The following is a 24,745-nucleotide window of genomic DNA, read 5'->3' as shown; positions in this document are numbered from 1 at the left end:
GCAGGATGCCCGCCAGACGGGTGAACCTGCCGCATTTGCCTAAAAATGACCTCGCATTTTCCTAAAACGGCCGGGTATGGCCCTATGGGTGCCCTGTTGCGCGATCAGAAACAATCCAACGAAACGACTTGGATTGGTTCAGGCCCATGCCTGCATATTACGGATACACCTTCGCCCTGCGGGGCACACAGACAACGGTCGATGGCTCTGCCAACAACTATGCGTTCGCGCCCAGCGGCACGTGGAGCTATTCCGGCAACACAACCTATTTTGTGGTCGAAGAGGGCAATGATGCGGGCGCGCTTTTCAACGGTGACAGCGAAACAAACGAATTCGTGGACCCCGATGAACGTTTTGGCGGAACGTGGCAGCAAACGGCATTTGTCGATGGGGTCCAACGACAAATCATCTGGGACTACACATTCACCGTCACAGACGGGACGACCACATGGCGCATCGGCGTCATCGACGTCGATCTCAACAACGACAATGACCTGAACGATGGCACCGATGCCGGGGCCACCGACGAAGACGGGTACTTTCTGGTTTTCCCGGACGGGATGCCGCCGCCCAACACCAACCTGACCATCGGCGGCATCGTCGAAAACGATGCCAGCACGCCGCACACCGACCTCGGCGGCACCGTCGTGTGCTTTGCCTCGGGCACCTGGATCGAAACGCCTGAAGGGCCTCGTGCCATCGAAACGCTCGAAAGCGGTGATCTTGTGCTGACGGCTGACACCGGCCCGCAACCGATCCTGTGGACGGGCCACACAACTGTCAGCGCGTCGGCCGATCTGGCCCCTATCGTGATTTCGGCAGGTACGCTGGGCAATGATCGTGATCTGGTGGTGTCCCCCCAGCACGCCATCCTTCTGGATGACTGGCGCGCGGAACTATTGTTTGGCCAAGACGAGGTCTTGGTGCGCGCCAAGGACCTTTTGTGCATGGACGGTGTCTATCGCAAGACCGGCGGGCGCGTGACCTACCACCACATCCTTCTGGATGCCCATAACGTCGTGCAATCCCACGGGATCTGGAGCGAAACGCTCTACCCCGGCTCAGTTGCCATGGGGGCTGTCGGCGATGAGGCCCGGGCCGAGATCGAGGAACTGTTTCCCGACCTCGACGGGTATGGACCGATGTGCGCGCCTTGCCTCAAGGGGTTCGAGGCCCAGCTTCTGGCTGCCTAGATCGCGACCCCGAGCCGCCCGGCCAGATCGCAGAAATATTGCCAGGCCACGCGGCCCGACCGCGACCCGCGCGTGGCCTGCCATTCAATGGCCTCGGCCCAGAGCGTATCCTCGTCAATCTCGACTCCATAGGCGCCGCAATAGCCCCGGATCATCGCCAGGTACTGATCCTGATCGCAGGCATGGAAACCCAGCCAAAGGCCAAAGCGGTCTGACAGCGACACCTTTTCCTCGACCGCCTCGGACGGGTTGATGGCTGACCCCCGCTCGTTCTCGATCATATCGCGCGGCATCAGGTGGCGCCGGTTCGACGTGGCATAAAGGATCACGTTGTCGGGCCGCCCCTCGATCCCGCCATCCAGCACCGCCTTGAGCGATTTGTAGTGCTGATCGTCATGGCTGAAACTCAGATCGTCGCAATAGAGCACAAAGCGAGCGGCCTCTGCCTGCCGCAGGACGTTGAGCAAACGACCCACCGAGGGCAAGTCCTCACGGTGCAACTCCACGATCTTCAACTGCGGGAAATCCGCTTCAAGAGCGCCATGTATCGCCTTGACAAGGCTGGATTTCCCCATGCCGCGCGCACCCCACAACAGGGCGTTGTTTGCAGGTAACCCTTCGGCAAATTGCCGAGTGTTGGCCAGCAATGTCTCACGCGAGCGATCCACACCCAGAAGCAACTCCAGCGGCATCCGCGCCACCTGCGTCACAGGCTCTAGCCGGTCCGGCCCGGTCTGCCAGACAAAAGCCGATGCCGCACCGAAATCAGGGGCAGCGAGCGGCGCGGGCGACATCCGCTCCAGCGCCGCCGCGATGCGGTCCATGGGGTCGTCGATCATTACTTCAGGTCTTCCTCTGGCAGATCGCCCAGATCGTCCTCATCTTCGTCAAAATACCCCTCTTCGCGCAGCTTGGCGTCGCGTTTCTTTTCGACACGGGCCACGAGGAAGATGGAGATTTCGTACAAGCCGTAGACAACCGTAAACAGGATGCCTTGGGTGATCACGTCCGGCGGTGTCACAAGTGCTGCCAGCACCAGAATGCCGACCATCGCGTATTTGCGTACATTGCCCAGCCCTTCGGAACTTACCAACCCGGCCTTGCCCATCAGGGTCAGCAGGACGGGCAGTTGGAAGCACAAGCCGAAGGCCATGATGAATTTCAGCGTGATATCAAGGCTTTCGTTCACTTTCCCAAAGAAGGTGATGGTGGGTGCATCGCTTTGCGATTCCGGCGTGATCACCGCCCCATCCGGCAGCGATTCAGCCCCGTTGCCAAATACGATCGCCAGCACGGATGACACATCGGCAAAGCCGAGGAAAAACGCCATCGCCAGCGGGGTGACCACGAACTGTGCAAAGCTTGCGCCCAGGATGAACATCAATGGCGAGGCAATCAGAAACGGCAGAAACGCGTTCTTTTCCTGCCGGTACAGCCCCGGCGCCACAAAGCGCCACATCTGGAACCCGATCACTGGAAAGGCGAGCCCAAAGCCAAACACCATGGAGATACGAAACAGCGTGAACAGATATTCCTGCGGGCTGGTGTATTGCAACGTTGGCGACGGATCCCCCAGATCACGCAGCGTCTCGACAATCGGCTGCATCAGGAAGTTCAGCACATGCACGGCGATGAATTCGCCCTGGATGGGAATGAAGAACACGGTGATCGCGATGATGAACGCAATCACCGACCGGATCAGCCGCGTGCGCAGCTCGGCCAGATGCTCGATCAGCGGCGCCGTGCTGTCGTCCATGTTGTCGGTATCGCTCATCTAGCTGTCTTTCGAAGGTGCGGGCGGGGGTGCGGCGGCTTCCAACTCTTCGGCCTTTTTCAGCGCGTCGGCAGCTTCCTTGGCCTTGCGCTCGGCCTGGGCGCGCGCGGTGGCGGCCTGAATTTTGCGCGCGTTTTCGGCGCGTTCGGCCTTTTCGGCGGCCATCTTGCCGGTCTCGCTGTCCGGGTCGAGGTCGGTCAGTGACGATGTCACATCCCGCGCCGCTTCCTTCACGCCGTCCATGGCGGACCCGACCGGGTTTGCCGCCGTCTTGATCGTACGCTGCAGGTCCCGCACGCCGCTTTCGTCCGCGGCCTGGTTCATGGCGGTCGAAAACTCGCGCGCCATGCCCCGCGCCTTGCCGACCCAGCGGCCCACATTGCGAAACACCATCGGCAGGTCCTTGGGGCCAATCACGATCAGCGCGACAATCCCAATGACCAGCAGCTCGGCCCACCCGAGGTCGAACATGGCTTAGACCTTGTCTTTATCGGACTCGGGCGTGATGTCCTTGGCCTCTTCGGCCTGCGCCGCTTCCAGCTCTTCCTTGCCTTCGTTGATGCCCTTCTTGAAGCTGGTGATGCCTTTGCCAACCTCACCCATCAGGCTCGAAATCTTGCCGCGTCCAAACAGCACCAGCACCACAACCGCAATCAGCAGCAGGCCCGGCAGGCCGATATTTCCAAGTCCCATGATCACTCTCCTGTCTGTGGCGGCGCGGATGCCGCCCGTTGGTAGATGTTCTATGGAGGCCGCGCGTCTCAGAAAAGGCGGCGCCCCCTAACATCGCCGTGCGCACCGGCATTTTCGCAGAAAAACCGGCTGGCCTGTATCCAACTGACAGGTTAGTGTCAGTTGCACCCTGCCATATCCGTCCTGTCATCAAGATAGGAGAGACAACATGACAAAAACCGCTGAAATCGTCACCTTCCGCCTCAAGCCCGGGACAGACCCTGCCGCCTTTGCCGAGGCGGCTGAAAACATGATGCCGTTTCTGCACGGCACCGGCGACATGATCGCGCGCACGCTCAGCTGCGACGAAAATGGCCTTTGGACCGATCACATCACCTGGACCAACCGCACCGCCGCAGATACCGCCGCCAAGGCCATGTTTGCCCGCCCCGAGGCCGCGCCTTTCATGGCCCTGATCGATCCCGAAGGGATGGACATGCGCCACGCCACCATTCACCTCACACCGGAGTAGCATGCGCCGCACCGACCGCCTCTTTGACATCATCCAGATCCTGCGCGACGGGCAGTTGCACCGCGCGCAGGACATGGCCGAAACGCTCGAGGTGTCGGTGCGCACCATCTACCGCGACATGGACACGCTGGTGACCTCCGGCGTGCCCGTGCAGGGCGAACGCGGCGTCGGCTACATGATCACCGAAGCGATCAGCCTGCCGCCCCTCACCTTAACGGTCGAGGAACTCGAAGCGCTCAATCTGGGCATGGCCATCGTGGCCGAGGCCGCAGATGACACGCTCAAGGCCTCCGCGCGCAGCCTTGCGGACAAGATCGACGCGGTCCTGCCCGAACGCACCGTTGCAGATGCGGACAAGTGGAAATTCGCGGTCTACCCGTTCTCGGACGCCGTGCGCGGCTTTGCCCAGATGCCGACCTTGCGCGCCGCGATCCGAGCACGCCAGAAATTGCGGCTGACCTATCATTCCAAGGGCGACAGGATCACGACCCGCACCATCCGGCCCTTACATATGGAATATTGGGCGCGCGTCTGGACGCTCACGTCATGGTGCGAATTACGCAATGATTTCCGTGTTTTCCGCGTCGACCTTATACAATCAGCCGAGGCGCTGCCGGAAATGTTCGTGGACGAACCCGGCAAACGGCTCAGCGATTACGACCCCAATCTCTAGCGCAACCACGGGTCGGCGGGTGGGCGTCTTTGCGAATGCAAACAGAGCCACCCGACGACTAGCGCACCGGCAAAAACACCTCGATGGCCGCCACCGCCATCACAGCCACATCGCCTGCCACCGGCACGTCCAAACCGCCCTTTTCAGGCACAACCTCGACCGACCCATAGGGCAACAGCCCCGCAATCACATCCACATCCACCGCCTCGGGCCGGGGCACGCCAATATGCACCACCACGCTCATCGTCTCACGATCCACACCCAACGTGCCAAAGATGGGCAAGGATGCCCCCTGCAAGGCCTGCTCCACCGCCCGGCGCGCCGCCTTTGTGTCATCACGGCCATGCAGATCGACGCCCTGCGCCATCTCGATGATCAACCTCTGCTCGCTCATGCCGCGCCCTCCACCGACACGATCAGCGCCGCCTGCGCCATCACCGTCGGATTGCCGACACCTTCGGGGCGCGCCACGTCCAACCCGCCCTTCTCAACGACAAAACTGGTCGCGCCATAGGGAAAAACCTCAGCCAGAACAGATACATCGACTGCTTCGGGCTGCGCACAACCGATGCGCACCTCGATCACCATATCTTCCTTGGCGACCCCCATGTATTCGGCCAGGTTGATCGAATTGCGCCACAAGGCCGCGCGCACCGCCCGCGCCGCCGCCTCTGTATAGCTGCCCCGGCGCAAGGATGTGCCAAGGCCAAATTCCACAATCATCGGTCCGCTCATGCGCCACCCTCATTTGGAAAAACAAAACACTTGTCGCGCCGGATGCGCAGCCACATCACCGTTTCGGGCTGCGGCAGGAAAACACCCGGCACCGTCACCTTGATGATGGCACCATCGTGGTCCAGACGAAACTCCACAAGGCTCTCATTGCCCATGAATCGCGCACGCACCACATGGGCCCGCGCGGCTGTGCCTTCGGTCGCCGTCGGTCCGGGGCCAACACCTGCGCGGTCAAAGTCGATCTTCACGTGCTGGGGGCGGAATACGATGTCCACATCCGTCCCGTCCGGTACACCCGGCGCGAGGAACCGGCCAAAGGGCGTCATCGCCAGCGCCCCTTCAACTGTGGACCGCAACCGATTGGCATCACTGAAAAAAGCAACCGAGGCCCGGTCTACAGGCCGGGTGTAGACGTTGTAGGGCGCGCCGCGTTGCACAATCACCCCGTCGCGCATCAGCGCGATCTCGTCGGCCATGCGCATCGCCTCGTCCGGCTCGTGCGTGACCAGCAAGACGCCCGTGTCTTCCTCTTTCAAAATCGCCAGCGTCTCATCACGGATGCCGTCCCGCAACCGGTTATCCAGCCCCGAAAAAGGCTCATCCATCAGCATGATGCGCGGGCGCGGCGCAAGGGCGCGGGCCAGCGCGATGCGCTGCTGTTCGCCCCCCGACAGTTGGTGGGGATACATGTCGATGAAGCGGCCCATACGGACCCGCTCCAGCATCTCCTCGACCCGCGCGCGTTTTTCCGTGCGCGACCCGGTCAGCCCATAAGCCACATTGCCCGCAACGCTCAGATGCGGGAACAGGGCAAAGTCCTGGAACATCAACCCGATCTCGCGCCTCTCGGGCGGCACGCGAAACTTCGTATCGCAGATCAGGGCCCCATCCACGTAGATTTCGCCCGAATCCTGCATTTCGACCCCGGCGATCATGCGCAGCGTGGTGGACTTGCCACAGCCCGACGGCCCCAGCAGGCAAGTCACCTGCCCCGGCTGGATGCTCAGGCTGACACCATCCACCACACGGCGCCCGCCAAAGCTGCGCATTAGGTTCCGTATCTCCAGCCGTGGTGCGGTCACCAATTCCATTCCCGATCAAAACAGTCGGGAGGTATCAGGCCCACCGCGCGCCCGCAAGCACTGCGACACAGCCAGTCACCAAAACAACCATGCCGGACTGTGCATGGGGCAGAGCAGACCCAATGCGCAGCGTCCGAGATCAGCGCACCCGGGGTCGGTGGGTGGGCGCCTTTGCGTCAGCAAACAGAGCCACCCGCCGACCTCACACAATCTCGAACGTGGCTTCGGCGCGGTCCACCCCGTTGACCTGCACCACCAGCCCGTGGGCCCCGGGATGCAGCTCGAAGGTGGTCGCATTGGCCTTCAGCTTGTGTGTCTTCTTCAGCACCAGTGGCTTACCGGGTTTGACCTCCGCCACCTTCAACTTGAACACTTTCTCGCCTGTCTTCCCACCGGGCCGGGCAAAGCGGATGCGGTAGTCCACCAGCACGGGCAGCGCCTCCGCCGCCTCCAAAGTCACGGCAAAGTCGAGGGCCTGCCCGAGCGCCACACGTGGTGTGGCCACGTCAACAGACACCGCGACGGGCGCATCGCCCCTGTATCCCAGCATCGCCATAGCGCCCGGATGCCCATCCTTGACCAGTGTGCGCAAGGCGTGGCGGCGCATCCAGTCGCGCTCCTTTGCCGCTTGTGTGCCCGCCGCCTCCCAAGCCTCCAAACGTCCCAACACCGCATCGGGTTCGGACTTGGCCACGTCATTGAGGTGATTGGCGACCGAGCGGGTCACAAAGCGCGTCCCATCACCCTGCAAGCGGTCCAGCAATGGCAAGGTCTGATCCAAAGTCAGCTCCACCTTGCGCGCCCAAGGCAGTTTGGGCCGCGTCCCCTCGCTCACCAAACGGCGCACATGGTAGTTCTCATCCGCGACCCATTGATCCAGCCGCGCCAATGTCTCTTCGGGCCAGCGGTTCAGGAACGCGCGGACGTAGAATTCCATCGAAAACCGCTGCGTGGCGGCATGCAATAGGTCCAGCGCCCGCTCGCGATGATCCTCCAGCCCGTGGCGCACGGCCAGAACCCCCGGCACCGCGTGGATGAACCGCCCGAAATCATCGTCGCGCAAAGACGGGTCAAGACGGGCAGGCATTGCTGCCTCCAGCTGATCGGCCATGGCCGGAAAATCGTCCGCCAGATAGGGTTCCAGACAATCGGCAAACCAGTCGAGACACTCCAGCAGCGACCGTTCTGCCACGCCCCCAAGGGCCGTCGCGTGAAATCCATCCCGGTCAAAGCCGGGCACGGCCCCGGCAAATTCATCTGCCAGATCACCTAAAGACCCTTCGTTAAACAGCTGATCCTTCAACGAAAAAGTCGGCGCCGCCTTGGCCATCAGATCGTCGCCACCGTCGCGCCACCATCCAGCAACAGGTTTTGACCCACGATGAAGCCTGCATGCTGCGAACACAGGAAGGCGCAGGCCGCTCCGAACTCTTCTCGCGTGCCATAGCGCCCCGCCGGAATGGTGGCGGCACGTTGCGCGCGGGCCTCTTCCAGCGTGATCCCCTGGGCCGCGACCACACCGCCATCCAAGGCATCGGCGCGGTCGGTGGCGTGGATACCCGGCAGCAGGTTGTTGATCGTCACACCCTTGTTCGCCACCTGGCGCGAGGTGCCGGCCACATAGCCCGTCAGACCCGCACGGGCCGAATTGGACAGGCCCAGCACGGGGATCGGCGCCTTGACCGATTGCGAAGTGATGTTGACCACCCGGCCCCAGCCGCGGTCCATCATGCCCGGCACCAATGCCTTGATCAGGGCGATGGGGGTCAGCATGTTGGCATCAAGGGCTGCAATGAAATCGGCGCGGTCCCAATCGTGCCACATGCCGGGGGGCGGGCCGCCTGCGTTGTTGACCAAAATGTCAGCATCGCCTGCCGCCTCGATCAGGGCGGCCTGCCCGTTCTCTGTGGTCACATCCGCCGCGACGGTCACCACTTCAACGCCGTAGGCAGCGCGAATGGCCTCTGCTGCGGCCTCCAGCGCATCCACACCACGCCCGTTCATCACCAGATGCACACCCGCATCCGCCAACGCCTCGGCACAGCCGAGGCCCAAGCCCTTGGACGACGCACATACAACCGCCCGCTTGCCCGCAATTCCCAGATCCATCTCGTCTCTCCCTTGTCTTGTCGGCCCAGAGGTAACGGCCTCTGCACGGCTGCGCCAGCAAAAGACCGAACCGTTGACCGAAGCCTGCCACAATTCTAGGTTAGGTCGGTGTCTAAACAGGCAGTTGAATATCCCACCATGACCGACCAGCGCCCCCTTCCCGCCCAAAGCCTGCCCGTATTCCGGGCGGCAGACTTTGTGGTGAGCCAAGGGGCCAATCTGGGCGACCCGCTGTCGTGCGAGGGCGATCTGATGCTGGACGATGTCTATTCGCTCTCGGGTCTTGCCAATCCGCAGCGCCTGTCGCTGCATGCCACGGACGATACGCATCTGACGGTGGCCGATGGCAGTACCCTGGGCGCGCCGGGCTCGGCCATTCACCTTGACTGCGCGTTGACGCTGATGTCGCCCGACGGGCAGATCACCGACGCCATCGTGCTTGTCGAGGTCGACAGCGCCGGTGACATCGCAGAAATCTACCTGCTGCCCACGGTCCGTCTGGCCCCACGCACGCCCTACGCACTGGTCGGCATCGACACAGAGCAGGTGCGCGCCAAACTCGCCCACCTGACATGCGCACGGTTCACGCGCGGCACGCACATCACGCTTGCCTCGGGCGCGCAACGCCCGATCGAGGCACTGGCCGTCGGTGACCGGGTGCTGACCCGCAACGATGGCGCGCAGGAAGTACGCTGGATCGGCCAGTCCACCGTCCGCGCGGTGGGCGATTTCGCTCCCATCTGCATCCGGGCGGGTACGCTCAACAACGACCGCGATCTTATCGTCTCGCCAGATCACCGGCTGTTCATCTACCAGCGCAAGGATCGCCTTGGCGCAGGCCGCTCTGAACTGCTGGTCAAGGCGCGTCACCTGGTGAACGGAGACAGCGTAACGGTGCAGGATGGCGGCTTTGTCGACTATTTCGAACTGCTCTTTGACACGCATCAGATCATCTATGCCGAAGGGATCGCCGCCGAATCGATGCTGATCGACACGCGCACGAAACCCGTTGTCCCGGACGAGGTCAGCGCCAGGCTGACCCAGCACACCGATGCGGGGCTGTCGGGCCTGGACGTGACCGAAACCCTGCTCGACCGGCCCGATGCCGCAGAGATTTTGCGCAGGGCCAGCACGCGGTAGACACACACGCAAAGGTTGTGTCCGTAGGACGTGCCGACTATTGTCCAACACCATGAAAATCCATGTTATTGCAGCCCTTTCCGTTTTCGCGCTGTCTGCGTGCAATCCTGAAACAACCAGCCCAAGTGCCAATGCGACCACACCCGGCACTTCGTCCGCGCGCATCGCTGGCGCAATCGATGCGGCAACCGCTGCGTGCCTGACGGCGCTTAGCCCCACTGGTATCAGTGATGCCGCATTGCTGCGCGCTGGATATGTCAAAAGTCAGAGCGCCTGGCCCGAAGGCATTCCATTCGAGCTTTCAACAGACAAACCGCTTGTTGCGTTCTACACGTTCCAAGTCCCTCCCTCCGAGATCGGCACCACCGTTCGTCGCACAAATGATGGGGAGGGTTCAGCTTTCCTCGGACTTTCGCTGCAGGATACCGGGTGCATCCTGACTGCGGTCAACACAGGCTACGCATTTCGACAGCTTCAAACTGTGCAGATTCAGGCGATCATTCGACGCGGTTGGGTGCTGCGTCCTATGCACTTGGTGGCACCTATGCAAAAGGTGACCAAACCCTGGCGGCGCTGCCGCGCCTTTCATGCAGAAGTGATCGCTTCAGTATGCGGCTGAAGTTCGACCTCTCCTGAACTTTAAGGAGCAGGCAACGCTGGCACGGTGTCACATCCCGTAGAAAAACTCCTCGCGTGAGATCTTGCCATTCGCGACGGTATAGAGCGCGACCTCTTTCATATCGCTGACCTCGCCGCTTTCGTTGTGCTTGGCCTTCAACTCAAAAATCACGGCAAAGCGGTCGTCGCCATTGGGCATCGGGTCGGACACATTCGCATCCAGCACCTCGAAGGTGGAATCCCACCAATCATGCTTGCCCCGGATCGCCTCCAGTCCCTGCACCTCGCGGCCCATGCCATTGTCCATGGCCTCGACCGACACTGCATCAGCGGCGTACAGCTTTTCCAGATTTTCCGTCGTGCGGTTTTCGCGGCAGCCAGCGACCAATTCGTTCGCAACATCCATCAGTGACATAAGGGTTCTCCTTCGGGGGTTAGTGTGCCGCGACACTACGCGCACCCACTGTCAGTTTCTGTCAGGATGCCTTGCTGCCCTCTCAGTACGCGGGGGTTGGCGCTGTATCGCGTCTTCGCAATCGCGGACTGCGCCTCTCTCGCCGATGATGTTGATGAACAGGGGTTGTGTCAGCGCCGCTTGCCCCGTCCCGGCACCCCGGATATAGGGCTGTCATGTTGGATAATCGCCCCAAACTGCCCCCCGAAATCGCCCGCCGCCGCACCTTTGCGATCATCTCGCATCCGGACGCGGGCAAGACGACGCTGACCGAGAAATTCCTGCTTTTTGGCGGGGCCATTCAGATGGCCGGACAGGTCCGCGCCAAGGGCGAGGCGCGGCGCACGCGCTCCGACTTTATGGCGATGGAGAAGGATCGTGGGATATCCGTTTCCGCCTCGGCCATGTCCTTTGATTTCGAGAATAAAAACAATACGTTCCGCTTTAATCTTGTGGACACGCCCGGCCACTCGGACTTCTCCGAAGACACCTATCGCACGCTCACGGCCGTGGATGCGGCCGTCATGGTGATCGACGGCGCCAAAGGTGTGGAAAGCCAGACACAGAAACTGTTTGAGGTCTGCCGCCTACGCGATCTGCCGATCCTGACTTTCTGTAACAAGATGGACCGCGAGAGCCGGGATATCTTTGAGATCATTGATGAAATTCAGGAAAACCTGGCCATTGACGTGACCCCAGCCTCCTGGCCCATCGGCATGGGGCGTGACTTTATCGGGTGCTATGACATCCTGCGCGACCGGCTCGAGCTGATGGACCGCGCCGACCGCAACAAGGTCGCCGAAAGCATCGAGATCAACGGGCTGGACGATCCGAAACTGGCTGAACATGTGCCCGAGGCGCAGTTGAACCAGTTGCGAGAAGAGCTTGAAATGGCACGCGAATTGCTGCCGCCGCTTGACCCCGTGGCAATGCTGCAAGGCACGCTGACCCCGATCTGGTTCGGCTCGGCCATCAACTCATTCGGGGTCAAGGAACTGATGGACGGCATCGCCACCTACGGCCCCGAACCGCAGGTGCAAAAGGCAGAACCGCGCCAGATTTCTCCAGAGGAATCAAAGGTTTCAGGCTTTGTCTTCAAAGTGCAGGCCAACATGGACCCCAAGCACCGCGACCGCGTCGCCTTTCTGCGCATGGCCTCAGGCCACTTCAAACGCGGCATGAAACTGACCCATGTGCGCACCAAGAAACCCATGGCAATTTCCAATCCGGTCATGTTCCTCGCCTCCGATCGCGAGTTGGCCGAAGAGGCCTGGGCGGGCGACATCATCGGCATCCCGAACCACGGGCAGTTGCGCATTGGCGACACCTTGACCGAAGGGGAAGCCTTGCGAGTGACGGGCATCCCGTCCTTTGCGCCGGAATTGCTGCAAACGGTGCGGGCCGGTGATCCGCTCAAGGCGAAACATCTGGAAAAGGCCCTGATGCAATTTGCCGAGGAAGGGGCTGCAAAAGTGTTCAAGCCGTCCATCGGCTCGGGCTTTATCGTGGGCGTCGTCGGCGCGCTGCAATTTGAGGTGCTGGCCAGCCGGATCGAGCTGGAGTACGGCCTGCCCGTGCGGTTCGAAGGCTCGCAATTCATCTCCGCACGCTGGGTTAGCGGGGAAAAACAGGCCGTGGACAAGTTCATGGACGCCAACAAACAGCATATCGCGCACGACCATGACGGTGACATCGTCTACCTCACCCGTCTGCAATGGGATATCGACCGCGTGGCCCGCGACTACCCGGATGTGACCCTGACTGCGACCAAGGAAATGATGGTCTGATCCGGTGACTCCCTACACTCTGCCCGTCCCGCAACCGGTTGAAAAAAATCCAAAAAACCTGCGGTGGGGCATTGTCACTACGGTCAAGGCACCGCTGCGTCAACTCGCCCGTTTCCTCGCCCATCACCTCGACCTGGGCGTGCACCGCATCCACGTCCACCTTGACCAGCCCGACGCGGCATTGGCCGACAGGCTCGCCCACCCGCGCGTCCGCTTCACCCAATGCGACGACGCCTACTGGCAGGGCAAACCGAACCGCGCGCGCGAGACGCACCAGATGCGCCAGGCCTTCAACGCCACACGCGCCTACAAGATGACGCAGCTCAATTGGCTCGCCCATATTGACGTGGACGAGTACCTGATGCCGCCCGCCCCCATGCCAGATCTGCTCGCCGCCATCGATCCGCACGCCACCCACGTGACGATCTATCCCTGCGAGATGATGGACAGCCCCGGCGATCCTCACTACTTCAAACGTCCTGCTTCGGGGGCGGTCAAGCGGGCCATCTACCCGACCTTTGGTGAGCACGTGCCAGGTGGCTTCATCAGCACCCGCAGCCCCAAGATCATCGCCCGCACAGGTCTGCACAACATCCGCCTTGGAATCCACGCGCTGCGCCATCAGGGCAAAATCGTGCGCGGTGGCGCGACGGTGCAAGGGCTGGAACTGGGCCACGCACATGCGCCGGATTTCGAGACGTTTCAAAAGCATATGGCTTACCGCCTCGAAATGGGCAGCTATCATGACCGCCAGGGCACCCTGAACCCTTTGGGCCATTTGATCCGCGTGCTGATGGACGACCCCGACCCGAACGCCCTGCGTGCCTTCCATACGGAAATGTGCGTGGCCAGCCCCGAACGGCTTGACCTCCTCGCGGCCCATGACATGCTGATCACAGCCCATCTGGACCTTGATGCCAAGGTTGCGCGGCTGTTCGGCAAGCTGGAGGGCTGAACCTTGACCACATGGGGTCTGACCGCCACCATCCTCGCGCCCGCGCCCGAGATCCTGCGCTTTGCCGCCTACCATCTCGAACTGGGCGCGCACCGGCTCTACATCTATCTCGACGATGACAATCCGGACGCCTACGCCCCGCTCAAGGCCCATCCCAAGGTGCGGGTGCAGGTCTGCGACACGGCCCATTGGAAACGGCTGGTGGGCAAACGCCCCGCGAAACATCAGGTGCGCCAGACCCTGAATGCGACCCATGCCTATAATCGCCGCGCCGAAGTCGACTGGCTGATCCACATGGATGTGGACGAATTCCTTGTGCCGCAAAGCCCCGTATCGGACGTACTTGGCCGCCTTACCGACGATGTGACCTCCGCTCGCGTCCGGCCCATGGAGCTGCTGGGCGGCAGTGCAACGGCCTTCAAGGCCTTCATCCCCGCCAACGGTGCACGCCGCGCCATTGTCAACGACATCTACCCCACCTTCGGGCAACACCTGAAGGGCGGGTTCCTGAGCCACGTAGCGGGAAAACTGTTTGTCCGCACAGGCTTGGACGACATGTACATCCGCATCCACAACGCCTACCAGGCCGAGGAAATGCTGCCCGATGCCGCCGAACTGGTGCAAATCGATCTCGCCCATGCCCATGCGAAATCCTGGGACGGCTGGCGCGCAGCCTATGCTTACCGCGTCGCGCAAGGCTCGTACCGGGCCGAATTGAAGGCCGCGATCAAGCCCGAACATGGCGGCATGTCGCTCCATGATCTGTTCCGCTGGCTCGAGGCCGATCAGGGCGAGGATGGCTTGCGCGCCTTTTACGACGAGGTGATCGGCGACAGCCCGGACTTGCGCGCACGGCTGAATGCGCATGGTCTTTTGCGCACCATCGATCTGGGTCTGGATGCGGCTTTGGCGCGACACTTCCCCGACGCCCCTGTTTGACGCCACGCGGCACCTTTGCTATGGACGCGCAGCATGTCGGGGCGAGGCGCCCCCTCTTGGGCCATGCGGGCCGACAGCACGATACGCCGCGGGCCAAGTCAGTGTCCGCAACTTACGGACATACATGACAAAATTCTCTGATCTGAACCTGAATCCAAAGGTGCTGAAAGCCATTGAAGAGGCCGGCTATGAAAGCCCGACCCCCATTCAGGCAGGTGCGATTCCCCCCGCGCTCGAAGGGCGCGACGTGCTGGGCATCGCCCAGACCGGCACCGGCAAAACCGCCAGCTTTACCCTGCCCCTGATCACCCAGCTCGCCCGTGGCCGCGCCCGTGCGCGCATGCCGCGCAGCCTGGTGCTGTGCCCCACGCGCGAATTGGCCGCCCAGGTGGCCGAGAATTTCGACACCTATGCCAAGCACGTCAAGCTGACCAAGGCGCTGCTGATCGGTGGGGTGAGCTTCAAGGAACAGGACATCCTGATCGACAAGGGTGTGGACGTTCTGATCGCCACACCGGGTCGACTGCTGGACCATTTCGAACGTGGCAAGCTGATCCTGAATGACGTGAAGGTCATGGTCGTGGACGAGGCTGACCGCATGCTCGACATGGGCTTTATCCCTGACATCGAACGCATTTTCGGCCTCACACCCTTCACCCGGCAAACGCTGTTCTTCTCCGCCACAATGGCGCCAGAGATCGAGCGGATCACCAACACCTTCCTGTCCAACCCCGAGCGGATAGAGGTCGCCCGTCAGGCCACTGCTTCCGAGACGATCGAGCAGGCCGTGGTCATGTTCAAGGGATCGCGCAAAGACCGCGAGGCATCCGAAAAGCGCAAGGTGCTGCGGATGCTGATCGACGCCGAGGGCGAAAAGTGCACCAACGCGATCATCTTCTGCAACCGCAAGACGGATGTGGATATCGTCGCCAAGTCCTTGAAGAAATACAAATATGACGCCGCCCCAATCCACGGTGATCTGGACCAGTCGCAACGGACCCGCACGCTTGAAGGGTTCCGCAATGGCGAACTGCGCTTCCTCGTCGCCTCCGATGTGGCCGCGCGCGGGCTGGATGTGCCCTCGGTCAGCCACGTGTTCAACTTCGACGTGCCCAGCCATGCCGAAGACTACGTGCACCGCATCGGGCGCACGGGCCGTGCGGGCCGTGAAGGCAAGGCCATGATGATCTGTGTGCCGCGCGACGAAAAGAACTTCGACGCCATCGAAAAGCTGATCCAGAAGGAAATCCCCCGGATCGACAACCCGCTGAAATCGTCCACGCCAGCCGAGGCAGAGGCAGAGGAAAAGCCGAAATCGACACGCGCCCCGCGCAAATCGACGACGGCGAAAAAGGCAGAGGCAGCGCCGGCAGACACACCCGTGGAAACCGCCCCCGAGCCAAAACCCGCAAGCACCAAGTCGACGAGTTCGAGCCGGAGCCGGTCTTCGTCTTCCTCGCGCAGCCGCAGCGATGATCGCGGTGGCAACAAGGTCGTGGGCCTGGGCGATCACACCCCCAGCTTTATCGAACTGAGTTTCGAGGAACGCCGCGCGGGCTAAACCCCTACGCATAAAAAGAAAAAGGCGGGCCTTTGTGCCCGCCTTTTTTGTCAGTGCATTCGGCTGATCACCACCGTGACTTCCGGCTTTTTCCCGATCTCGTCCTGTCCGGACTTGCGCACGATGCGCCGCAAAGCCTCAGTCAGGCTGTCATCGTCGCGCAGCGTCTTGGCATCGGCCCGGCCCAGGAACTGGCTCAGGTCCTCTTCCAACACCTCGACCAGCGCGGCACGCGAACGGCCCGTTTCCGGCAGGCCCATGGTCTCGCACCATGGCTCGCCCAGGGGCTCGTCCTCTTCATCCAGGATCAGCGTCACCAGCACATGCCCGTTCAGCGCCATGCGGATCCGATCGCGCACAACGCCGTCCAGCGCCCCGATCTGCACCGAACCATCAAGGTAGGTCCGCCCGGTTTCGATGTATTCGGCCACCTTGGGCGCATTGCCCGACAGATCGATCATCATCCCGTTCACGGCCAGAACGCCGCGACGCCCCTTGCCCTCGGTCAGTTTCACATGCTCGCGCAGGTGCCGGTGTTCGCCGTGCATGGGCACCACGATTTGCGGGTTCACGATGTCCTGCAAGCGTTCCAGATCAGGCCGGTTCGCGTGGCCAGACACGTGATAAAGGCCAGAGGAATCATCGACCACATCCACGCCCTTCTCGCTCAGCTGGTTCATGATACGGATCACGCCGCGCTCATTCCCGGGGATGGTTTTGGAGGAGAACAGGAACAGGTCGCCCTCTTTCAGCTCCAGCCCCATATACTTGCCATTGGCCAGTTGTGCCGAGGCGGCACGCCGTTCGCCCTGCGATCCCGTCACCAGCAGCATCAGGTTTTCACGGGGTATGTTGCGGGCGTCTTCGGGGCTGACCACGCTCGGGAAGTCCTTGAGAACGCCGGTTTCAATCGACGCCTCGATCATGCGGCGCATGGCCCGGCCCAGCAGCACGATAGAGCGCCCTGCCCGCGCACCCGCCTCTGCCAGCGTTTTGACCCGCGCCACGTTGGAGGCGAAGGTGGTCGCAACCACGATCCCGTCCGTATGACCGCGCACCAGCTTTTCGATCTCGGGGCCTACGCTTTCTTCGGATCGGCCCGGGTGGGGGAAAAGATGTTGGTGCTGTCACAGATCAGCGCTTTGACCCCGTCCTTGCTGACCTCAGCCCAGAGGTCGGGATCAAAGGGTTCGCCCACAACCGGCGTTTCATCCAGTTTGAAGTCACCGGAGTGGATCAGACGGCCCTCGGGGCTGTCGATGATCAGCGCCGCACTTTCGGGGATCGAGTGGGACATGGGCAGAAAGCCAACCTTGAACGGCCCCGCCTGCACCTGATCGGGCCATCCGGCCACGATGCGCACAGCCTCTTCATCGTGCCCATGCTCGCCCATCTTGCGGCGCGCGATATTGGCGGTGAAGGGGCGCGCATAGATCGGGGCGCGCAACTGTTCATAGGTGTGGGCGATGGCGCCCACATGGTCTTCGTGCGCGTGGGTGACAAAGATGCCGTCGATGCGGTCCTTGCGCTCGGCCAGCCAGGTGATGTCGGGCAGGATCAGATCCACGCCGGGGCTGCTGTCCATATCGGGAAAGGTCACGCCAAGGTCGACCACGATCAGGCGTTCCTGATCGGGTTTGCCATAGCCGTACACATAGGCATTCATGCCAATTTCGCCCGCCCCCCAAGGGGCAGGTAGATCAAACGTTCACTGCTCATTTTGTCAGTTATTTTCCTTGTTATAGCGATGGATGACCGTCAGGCCATGCATCGTCAAATCGTCTTGATAATCGTCAAAGAGGGCTTCGGACTGCTGAAACAGCGGTGCCAGCCCCCCGGTTGAAATGACGCGCATGTCGCGGGCGCGCTCCGCCTTAATTCGGGCACATATCTCACGCACCAATCCGACGTAACCCCAAAACACGCCAGACTGCATGCAGGCCACCGTATTGGTGCCCACAACGGCCTGCGGTTTGGTGATGTCCACATGCGGCAGGGCGGCGGCGGCACTGTGCAGCGCCTCGAGGCTGAGGTTCACGCCCGGGGCGATCACACCACCCACATAGGCGCCATCGGTGTCGACCACATCAAAGGTGGTGGCGGTGCCGAAATCCACCATGATCAGATCACCGCCGTATAGATCGTGACCCGCCACCGTGTTTACAAGGCGGTCGGGGCCAACTTGTGTCCCCTCATCCACCCGCACGCCCACGGGCAGCAGGCAATCGGGCTTGCCCACCACGATGGGGCGTGTGTTGAAATAGCGATCCGCCAGCACACGCAGGTTGAACACCACACGCGGCACGGTGGACGAGATGATCATGTCGGTGATCGTGACGTCAATGTTCTGGAATTTCATCAGCGTGGACAGCCAGACATAGTACTGGTCCGCCGTGCGCTGCCACTCGGTCGAGGTGCGCCAGGTACCGATGAATGCCTCGCCGTCCCAAATGGAAAACACGGTGTTGGTGTTGCCGCAATCGATGGCCAAGAGCATGGGTCGCCCCCTTCAGAAATAGACGTCTCCGGCCGGGATGGTGATCCGGCCCTTGGCGGTCTCTAGAACAAGTTGCCCATCGCCGTCCACATCCCTGAAGGTGCCGACATGGGTATCGCGGGTGGTGCGGGCGGTGATGGTTTCGCCCAGCCGCGCGGCATGGGCCAGCCAAGCAGTGCGGATCGGGGCAAAGCCGTAGGTGCGAAACTGATCCTCATGCCGGGCATATGCTGCGGCCAGCAGATCCAGGAAATCCTCGGGTGTGATCACCACGCCGAGTTCGGATTTCAACGCGGCAGGGCGCAGCGCCCCTGCCTCGACCTGATCCGCGCCCGGTGCGGCGGCGAGGTTCACACCGACCCCGATGGCCAGATGGCTGACCTGCGCCCCTGCCCCGATGCTTTCCAGCAATATTCCTGCGACCTTGCCGCCGCGCAGCAAGACATCGTTAGGCCATTTGAGCGCAAAGGCATCCTCGCGCCCCGTTGCGGCGACAAAGGCGTCACGCAGGGCCAGCGAGATGACGAAAGATCGCAGGGCCGCCTGTCCGGGCGCCTCGCCCATGGGCATCACCAGTGTGCCAGCAAAGTTGCCCTTTGGCATTTCCCAAGCGCGCCCGCGTCGTCCGCGTGCTGCGGTTTGGGACAAGGCGAGGATCCACTCGGGCCCCGCCAATCCCGGCGCGATCCGCGCCGCTTCGCTCAGGGTGGAATCGACGGTTTCAAGCACGCGCCGCCCATAGCCCGTTGGCCAGACGGTCATGTCGCCTGCGCTTTCAAACCGTCCACCTCAACAGGTTGCTCGGCCACGCCCGCTCAGTTCACCAATGTCGCCGCTGCGGCTGCTGCCGCGCCATCGACACCAAACATGTTGATGATGCCGAAGATCATGACAAAGGCCGAGCCCATCAACATCGCCCACAGAACCGGAGACTTGCCCCCGTTCAGGCGGTCTTCGGACGCTTCGCCGAAATACATGAAGAAGACGATGCGCAGGTAGTAATAGGCCCCGATGACCGAAGCGATCACACCGGCAATCGCCAGCCAGGCCAAGCCGCCCTCGTAAGCGGCGCGCAGCACGTAGAACTTGCCGAAAAAGCCCAGCATGGGCGGCACACCCGCAAGAGAGAAGAGCAGGATCAGCATCGCCAGCGCCTTGCCCGGTTCCCGTTTGGCATACATGTTCAGCGCCGAAATCTCGACGACGGGCTGCCCGTCTTTTTCCATCATCAGGATAAAGGCGAAAGTGCCCACGTTCATCGTCACATAGATCGCCATGTAGACCAGCATCGCCTGCACACCCAGCACGGTGCCCGCGGCCAGCCCCATCAGCGCATAGCCCATATGGGCGATGGACGAGAATGCCATCAGACGTTTGATGTTGGTCTGCCCGATCGCGGCAAAGGCGCCGAGGAACATGGACAGCACCGACAGCAGCGCCATGATCTGCTGCCAGTCCGCCACCGCGCCGCCAAAGGCGTCGTGCATCACGCGGGCAAATAGCGCCATCGCCGCGACCTTGGGGGCGGTGGCAAAGAAGGCTGTGACCGGTGTGGGCGAGCCTTCGTAGACGTCCGGTGTCCACATGTGGAACGGCACGGCAGAGACCTTGAAGGCAAAGCCTGCCATCAGGAAGACAAGACCAAAGAGCAGGCCAATGGACACATCATCCTGCGCAACCTGTACGATGCCCGAGAACAGCGTGGTGCCCGCATAGCCATAGACCAGCGAAGCACCGTAAAGCAGCAGGCCGGAAGACAGCGCGCCGAGCACAAAATACTTTAGGCCCGCCTCGGTCGATTTTACACTGTCGCGGCGCAGGGAAGCCACGACGTAGAGCGCGAGCGATTGCAACTCGAGGCCCATGTAGAGCGCCATCAGGTCGCCTGCGGACACCATCATCATCATGCCCACAGCAGCCAGCGCGACTAGCATCGGGTATTCAAAGCGCAACAGGCCTTTGGCCGACATGTATCCTTCGCTCATCAGCAGCACGGCAGCCGCAGAAATCAGGATCGTGACCTTGGCAAAGCGGGAAAACCCGTCATCGACGAACATGCCGTTGAAGGCGATGTTGGTGCCCTCGCCCGTCACGCCGATCCACGCGGCAACAGCCAGGAACACCGCTGCCGTGGCCCAGAGCAGCGGCGAGGCCAGCCCATCCTTGGAAGTATAGACCGCGCCGACGAGGCCCAGCATGGCGAACACGGCCAGCAGGATTTCGGGCAGGATAATGGTCAGATCAGCAGACATATCGTCGTCCTCAAGTAGCGAAGCGGTAGGACATAAATCCTCCGTTCCTTAATTCTCGGCAAACTGCGTCGCGGCCTCGGCCGCGGCCAGTGCCGTGTCGTATTGGGTCACAAGGGCGGCCACAGACGGCCCGATGATGTCGAGGATCAGCGCCGGATAAACCCCCAGCAGGATCGTCATAACCACCAGCGGCGCAAAGATCGCGCGTTCGCGGCTGCTCATATCCGTGATGGATTTCAGGCTTTCCTTGATCAGATCACCCATCACCACCCGGCGATAGAGCCAGAGCGCATAGGCGGCAGAGAAGATCACACCGGTGGTCGCAACTGCAGCCACCCAGGTGTTGACCTGGAACACTGCCATCAGCGTCAGGAATTCACCGACAAAGCCCGAGGTACCTGGCAGGCCCACATTTGCCATGGTGAACAGCATGAAGATCAGCGCATAGGCCGGCATCCGGTTCACGAGGCCGCCATAGGCGTCGATCTCGCGCGTGTGCATCCGGTCATAGATCACGCCGACACACAAGAACAGCGCGCCGGAGATGAAGCCGTGGCTCAGCATCTGGAAGATTGCCCCGTCCAGCCCTTGCTGGTTCGCCGCAAAGATGCCCATGGTCACAAAGCCCATGTGGGCGACCGAGGAATAGGCGATCAGCTTTTTCATGTCTTCCTGCACCAGCGCCACAAGCGAGGTGTAGACAATGGCAATGGCCGACATCCACAGCACCAGCGGCGCCATCACGTCAGACCCGACAGGGAACATGCCGATGGAAAAGCGGATGAACCCATAGCCGCCCAGCTTCAGCAGGATGGCCGCCAGCACGACAGAACCTGCCGTCGGGGCCTGCACGTGCGCGTCAGGCAGCCACGTGTGCACAGGCCACATCGGCATTTTGACGGCAAAGCTGGCAAAGAAGGCGAGGAACAGGATGGTCTGCATCCCGCCAATGACCTGCATGCCCAGCAGGCTGAACGTTTCGGTCGCGAAATTGTGGTTTAGCAGCGCCTCGATATCCGTGGTGCCCGCATCGGCATACATGCCGACCATTGCCACCAGCATCAGGACCGAGCCGAGGAAGGTGTAGAGGAAGAACTTGAAGCTCGCATAGATGCGGTTCGCACCGCCCCAGATGCCGATAATGAGGAACATCGGGATCAGCCCAGCCTCGAAGAACAGGTAGAACAGCACCAGATCCAGCGCCATGAACACGCCGAGCATCAGCGTTTCCAGCAGCAGGAAGGCGATCATGTATTCCTTGACGCGGTCCGTCACAGACCAGGACGCGGCAATGACCAGCGGCATGATGAAGGTGGTCAGCATCACGAACAGCACCGAGATACCGTCCACCCCCATCTTGTAGCTGAGGCCCATGATCCACTCGCCCTCTTCCACGAACTGGAAGCCGGTGTCGTTGGGGTCAAACTCGAACAGGATGAACAGGGACGCCACAAAGGTGATGCCGGTGGTGGCCAGCGCCACCCATTTGGCATTGCGCTGCGCTGCCTCGTCTTCGCCGCGCAGGAACACGGCCAGGATCAGGGCCGCCAACGCAGGCATGAAGGTGACGATGGAAAGAAGGTTGTCCATCAGTTCGCTCCTCCGCTGAGCGTCATCCAGGTGACGAGGACCGCAATCCCGATCACCATGGCGAAGGCATAGGTAAAGATGTAGCCGGACTGCGCACGGCCCGCGAGGCGTGTGATGAAGGGCACGATGCCCATGGACACGCCATTGATTGTCCCGTCGATGACGTCGCCATCGCCCTTCTTCCACAGCTGTTTGCCGATCCACAGCGCGGGCTGGATGAAGATGAAGGCGTAGAGCTCGTCAAAATACCACTTGTTCTTGAGGAACAGGTAGAGCGGGCGCTGGTTCTCGGCCAGACGCTTGGGCAGCTCCGGGTTCTTGATGTAGAACCAATAGGCGAACAGGAACCCGATCAGCATCGCCGCAAAGGGCGAGGTTTTCACCCAGTACGGCACCTTGTGCGCGTCATCAAGAACGGTGTTGTCCTCGCCGATATAGAGGGCACCCTCACCCGGTTTGCCCGCAAAGACATAGTGGTGTTCGCCGTCTTTCTTGGTGGCGGCCTTGTCGCGCGGTGTCACAATTACGGCGTGGTCCTCGCCTTCTTCGGCATAGGGAATGCCGTAGAATTTGGCGACCTGATCGACGTGCCCAAAGAAGGGTTTGTAGAACACCATGCCTGCCAACACGGCACCGATGGCCAACACGGCCAGTGGCACCAGCATCGTCTTGGGGCTTTCATGGGCGTGATCATGGGCATGTTTGTCACCCCGCGCCTCGCCGTAGAAGGTGAGGAACATCAGGCGCCACGAATAGAAGCTGGTGAACAGGGCTGCGATGACCAGCGCCCAGAAGCTGAAGCCCGTGCCCGCAGCAAAGGCGCTTTCCACAATCGCGTCCTTGGATTGGAAACCCGCAAAGCCGATGGGGATGTCTCCGAGTGTGAAGATCCAGACGGGAATACCGACACCGGTGATGGCCAGCGTGCCGATCATCATGGCCGCAAAGGTATAGGGGATCTTTTTACGCAAGCCGCCATAGTTCATCATGTCCTGCTCGTGGTGCATCGCATGGATGACTGACCCGGCACCAAGGAACAGCATCGCCTTGAAAAAGGCGTGCGTGAGCAGGTGGAACATGGCCGCCGAGTACATGCCGACACCTGCGGCGACGAACATGTAGCCCAGCTGCGAACAGGTCGAATAGGCGATCACGCGCTTGATGTCGGTCTGCACCAGCCCCACGGTCGCTGCAAAGAAGGCCGTGGCAGCCCCCAGGAATGTGACGAAAGCCATCGCCTCGGGTGCGAATTCCATCACCGGCGACATGCGGCAGACAAGGAACACACCCGCCGTCACCATGGTCGCGGCGTGGATCAGGGCCGACACCGGCGTCGGGCCTTCCATCGCGTCTGGCAGCCATGTGTGCAGGAACAGTTGCGCCGATTTGCCCATCGCGCCAACGAACAGCAGGAATGCGATCAGGTTGGCCGCGTTCCACTCGGTCCACAGGAAGGTCAGTTGTGTCTCAGCCAGCGTCGGTGCGGCCGCGAACACGTCGTCGAACTTGATTGAATCGACAAGGAAGAAGAGGCCAAAGATACCAAGGGCAAAGCCGAAATCACCCACACGGTTGACCACGAAGGCCTTGATCGCCGCGGCATTGGCAGAGGGTTTGCGATAGTAGAACCCGATCAGCAGGTAGGAGGCGACGCCCACGCCTTCCCAGCCAAAGAACATCTGCACGAGGTTGTCGGCTGTCACCAGCATCAACATCGCAAAGGTAAAGAAGGACAGGTAGGCAAAAAAGCGCGGCTTGTAGCTTTCGCCGTCTTTCCACTGCGGATCATGCGCCATGTAGCCAAAGCTGTAGAGGTGCACGAGGCTGGAGACGGTGGTGATCACGATCAGCATGATCGCCGTCAGGCGGTCCATGCGGATGGCCCAATCGGTGCTCAGGCTGCCGGACTCGATCCAGCGCAGGATCTGAATGCTTTCGGTTGTGCCATCGAACGTAATGAAGACGATCCAGGACAGGATTGCGCTCAGGAACAAGAGGCCCGTGGCGATCCACTGCGCGGCCGTCTCGCCAAAGATGCGCCAGCCGAACCCACACAAGAGCGCGCCAACCAGCGGGGCAAAGAGGATGATGGTTTCCATTGTGCGCTAACCCTTGTCTTCTTCTGTGCCGGCCACGTCAGGCCAGGCGAAATACAGCACTGCCGCCGCGCCCCCGACACCGG

General features: G+C 61.5%; 24 protein-coding genes and 1 pseudogene. 9 read left to right on the top strand and 16 right to left on the bottom strand.

From position 1 onward, the window contains the following. Positions 1 to 146 precede the first annotated feature (146 nt). Positions 147 to 1,193, top strand: a complete 1,047-nt coding sequence (locus tag ACMHLQ_RS20970) for a Hint domain-containing protein (protein WP_415402614.1) — start codon at positions 147 to 149, stop codon at positions 1,191 to 1,193. Here the strand turns inward: ACMHLQ_RS20970 and ACMHLQ_RS20965 are convergent. The 4 genes from ACMHLQ_RS20965 to ACMHLQ_RS20950 are packed head-to-tail and all read right to left on the bottom strand — an operon-like array spanning position 1,190 to position 3,660. Beyond that, entirely contained in the window at positions 1,190 to 2,032 is an 843-nt protein-coding gene (locus ACMHLQ_RS20965) for an ATP-binding protein (protein WP_415402613.1), read from the bottom strand. The genes ACMHLQ_RS20970 and ACMHLQ_RS20965 overlap by 4 nt on opposite strands. Continuing rightward, on the bottom strand, positions 2,032 to 2,967 hold the full coding sequence (gene tatC, locus ACMHLQ_RS20960) for a twin-arginine translocase subunit TatC (protein ID WP_415402612.1): 936 nt from the start codon (positions 2,965 to 2,967) through the stop codon (positions 2,032 to 2,034). The genes ACMHLQ_RS20965 and tatC overlap by 1 nt, the downstream gene beginning before the upstream one ends. Continuing rightward, positions 2,968 to 3,438: a Sec-independent protein translocase protein TatB gene (tatB, locus tag ACMHLQ_RS20955; protein ID WP_415402611.1), complete on the bottom strand. Its 471-nt coding sequence runs from the start codon at positions 3,436 to 3,438 to the stop codon at positions 2,968 to 2,970. It lies immediately after the preceding gene. 3 nt (positions 3,439 to 3,441) lie between these two features. After that, positions 3,442 to 3,660 carry a twin-arginine translocase TatA/TatE family subunit gene (locus tag ACMHLQ_RS20950; protein ID WP_415402610.1) on the bottom strand — a complete coding sequence of 73 codons (219 nt, stop codon included), beginning with the start codon at positions 3,658 to 3,660 and terminating at the stop codon, positions 3,442 to 3,444. Between the two features lie 208 nt (positions 3,661 to 3,868). Here ACMHLQ_RS20950 and ACMHLQ_RS20945 point away from each other — a divergent pair, with 208 nt between their 5' ends. Further along, positions 3,869 to 4,171: a hypothetical protein gene (locus tag ACMHLQ_RS20945; protein WP_415402609.1), complete on the top strand. Its 303-nt coding sequence runs from the start codon at positions 3,869 to 3,871 to the stop codon at positions 4,169 to 4,171. 1 nt (position 4,172) lies between these two features. Further along, entirely contained in the window at positions 4,173 to 4,844 is a 672-nt protein-coding gene (locus tag ACMHLQ_RS20940) for a helix-turn-helix transcriptional regulator (RefSeq protein ID WP_415402608.1), read from the top strand. Between the two features lie 58 nt (positions 4,845 to 4,902). Here the strand turns inward: ACMHLQ_RS20940 and ACMHLQ_RS20935 are convergent, their stop codons facing one another. The 5 genes from ACMHLQ_RS20935 to ACMHLQ_RS20915 form a co-directional block, all read right to left on the bottom strand. Then, entirely contained in the window at positions 4,903 to 5,238 is a 336-nt protein-coding gene (locus ACMHLQ_RS20935; RefSeq protein WP_415402607.1) for a Lin0512 family protein, read from the bottom strand. Then, positions 5,235 to 5,579, bottom strand: a complete 345-nt coding sequence (locus tag ACMHLQ_RS20930) for a Lin0512 family protein (RefSeq protein WP_415402606.1) — start codon at positions 5,577 to 5,579, stop codon at positions 5,235 to 5,237. Before ACMHLQ_RS20930 ends, ACMHLQ_RS20935 begins: the two co-directional genes overlap by 4 nt. Beyond that, positions 5,576 to 6,670, bottom strand: coding sequence for an ABC transporter ATP-binding protein (locus ACMHLQ_RS20925; RefSeq protein WP_415402605.1), 1,095 nt, complete (start codon positions 6,668 to 6,670; stop codon positions 5,576 to 5,578). Before ACMHLQ_RS20925 ends, ACMHLQ_RS20930 begins: the two co-directional genes overlap by 4 nt. Positions 6,671 to 6,863: 193 nt before the next feature. After that, a complete protein-coding gene (locus ACMHLQ_RS20920; RefSeq protein ID WP_415402604.1) occupies positions 6,864 to 7,991 on the bottom strand; it encodes a DNA alkylation repair protein in 1,128 nt (375 codons plus the stop codon). After that, positions 7,991 to 8,770 (bottom strand): SDR family oxidoreductase, encoded by a 780-nt coding sequence (locus tag ACMHLQ_RS20915; protein WP_415402603.1) that lies wholly within the window; start codon positions 8,768 to 8,770, stop codon positions 7,991 to 7,993. The genes ACMHLQ_RS20920 and ACMHLQ_RS20915 overlap by 1 nt, the downstream gene beginning before the upstream one ends. 138 nt (positions 8,771 to 8,908) lie before the next feature. Between ACMHLQ_RS20915 and ACMHLQ_RS20910 the strand changes: the two genes are divergently transcribed. Both ACMHLQ_RS20910 and ACMHLQ_RS20905 read left to right on the top strand, forming a co-directional pair. After that, the gene (locus ACMHLQ_RS20910) at positions 8,909 to 9,910 is read left to right on the top strand and encodes a Hint domain-containing protein (protein WP_415402602.1); all 1,002 of its coding nucleotides are present in this window, start codon (positions 8,909 to 8,911) and stop codon (positions 9,908 to 9,910) included. A 52-nt stretch (positions 9,911 to 9,962) separates the two neighbouring features. Beyond that, positions 9,963 to 10,529, top strand: a complete 567-nt coding sequence (locus ACMHLQ_RS20905) for a hypothetical protein (RefSeq protein WP_415402601.1) — start codon at positions 9,963 to 9,965, stop codon at positions 10,527 to 10,529. 48 nt (positions 10,530 to 10,577) lie between these two features. Here the strand turns inward: ACMHLQ_RS20905 and ACMHLQ_RS20900 are convergent, their stop codons facing one another. Next, complete coding sequence (locus tag ACMHLQ_RS20900; protein ID WP_415402600.1) at positions 10,578 to 10,943, bottom strand: nuclear transport factor 2 family protein; 366 nt, start codon at positions 10,941 to 10,943, stop codon at positions 10,578 to 10,580. Between the two features lie 215 nt (positions 10,944 to 11,158). Between ACMHLQ_RS20900 and ACMHLQ_RS20895 the strand changes: the two genes are divergently transcribed. The 4 genes from ACMHLQ_RS20895 (at position 11,159) to ACMHLQ_RS20880 (ending at position 16,224) form a co-directional block, all read left to right on the top strand. Beyond that, on the top strand, positions 11,159 to 12,769 hold the full coding sequence (locus tag ACMHLQ_RS20895) for a peptide chain release factor 3 (RefSeq protein WP_415402599.1): 1,611 nt from the start codon (positions 11,159 to 11,161) through the stop codon (positions 12,767 to 12,769). A gap of 4 nt (positions 12,770 to 12,773) precedes the next feature. Further along, a complete protein-coding gene (locus ACMHLQ_RS20890; protein WP_415402598.1) occupies positions 12,774 to 13,724 on the top strand; it encodes a glycosyltransferase family 2 protein in 951 nt (316 codons plus the stop codon). 3 nt (positions 13,725 to 13,727) lie between these two features. After that, a complete protein-coding gene (locus ACMHLQ_RS20885; protein WP_415402597.1) occupies positions 13,728 to 14,663 on the top strand; it encodes a glycosyltransferase family 2 protein in 936 nt (311 codons plus the stop codon). Positions 14,664 to 14,787: 124 nt separating this feature from the next. Next, positions 14,788 to 16,224, top strand: coding sequence for a DEAD/DEAH box helicase (locus ACMHLQ_RS20880; protein ID WP_415402596.1), 1,437 nt, complete (start codon positions 14,788 to 14,790; stop codon positions 16,222 to 16,224). A gap of 50 nt (positions 16,225 to 16,274) precedes the next feature. On the opposite strand, the pseudogene ACMHLQ_RS20875 reads toward ACMHLQ_RS20880, so the two are convergent. The 6 genes and pseudogenes from ACMHLQ_RS20875 to nuoL all read right to left on the bottom strand — a co-directional run bounded on the left by ACMHLQ_RS20875 (position 16,275) and on the right by nuoL (position 24,662). Further along, positions 16,275 to 17,943, bottom strand: a pseudogene (locus tag ACMHLQ_RS20875) (ribonuclease J). Positions 17,944 to 17,947: 4 nt separating this feature from the next. Further along, a complete protein-coding gene (locus ACMHLQ_RS20870) occupies positions 17,948 to 18,721 on the bottom strand; it encodes a type III pantothenate kinase (protein WP_415402595.1) in 774 nt (257 codons plus the stop codon). Positions 18,722 to 18,733: 12 nt separating this feature from the next. Next, positions 18,734 to 19,483: a biotin--[acetyl-CoA-carboxylase] ligase gene (locus ACMHLQ_RS20865; protein WP_415402594.1), complete on the bottom strand. Its 750-nt coding sequence runs from the start codon at positions 19,481 to 19,483 to the stop codon at positions 18,734 to 18,736. 53 nt (positions 19,484 to 19,536) lie between these two features. Then, positions 19,537 to 20,973, bottom strand: a complete 1,437-nt coding sequence (gene nuoN, locus ACMHLQ_RS20860; RefSeq protein WP_415402593.1) for an NADH-quinone oxidoreductase subunit NuoN — start codon at positions 20,971 to 20,973, stop codon at positions 19,537 to 19,539. 48 nt (positions 20,974 to 21,021) lie between these two features. Continuing rightward, positions 21,022 to 22,563 (bottom strand): NADH-quinone oxidoreductase subunit M, encoded by a 1,542-nt coding sequence (locus tag ACMHLQ_RS20855; RefSeq protein WP_415402592.1) that lies wholly within the window; start codon positions 22,561 to 22,563, stop codon positions 21,022 to 21,024. After that, a complete protein-coding gene (gene nuoL, locus ACMHLQ_RS20850; RefSeq protein ID WP_415402591.1) occupies positions 22,563 to 24,662 on the bottom strand; it encodes an NADH-quinone oxidoreductase subunit L in 2,100 nt (699 codons plus the stop codon). The genes ACMHLQ_RS20855 and nuoL overlap by 1 nt, the downstream gene beginning before the upstream one ends. Positions 24,663 to 24,745 lie beyond the last annotated feature (83 nt).

The organism is Tateyamaria algicola, from assembly GCF_047715485.1.
Taxonomy (GTDB): domain Bacteria; phylum Pseudomonadota; class Alphaproteobacteria; order Rhodobacterales; family Rhodobacteraceae; genus Tateyamaria.
The sequence above is the reverse complement of the archived record's forward strand: the minus strand, read 5'-3'. Positions and strand labels throughout refer to the sequence as shown.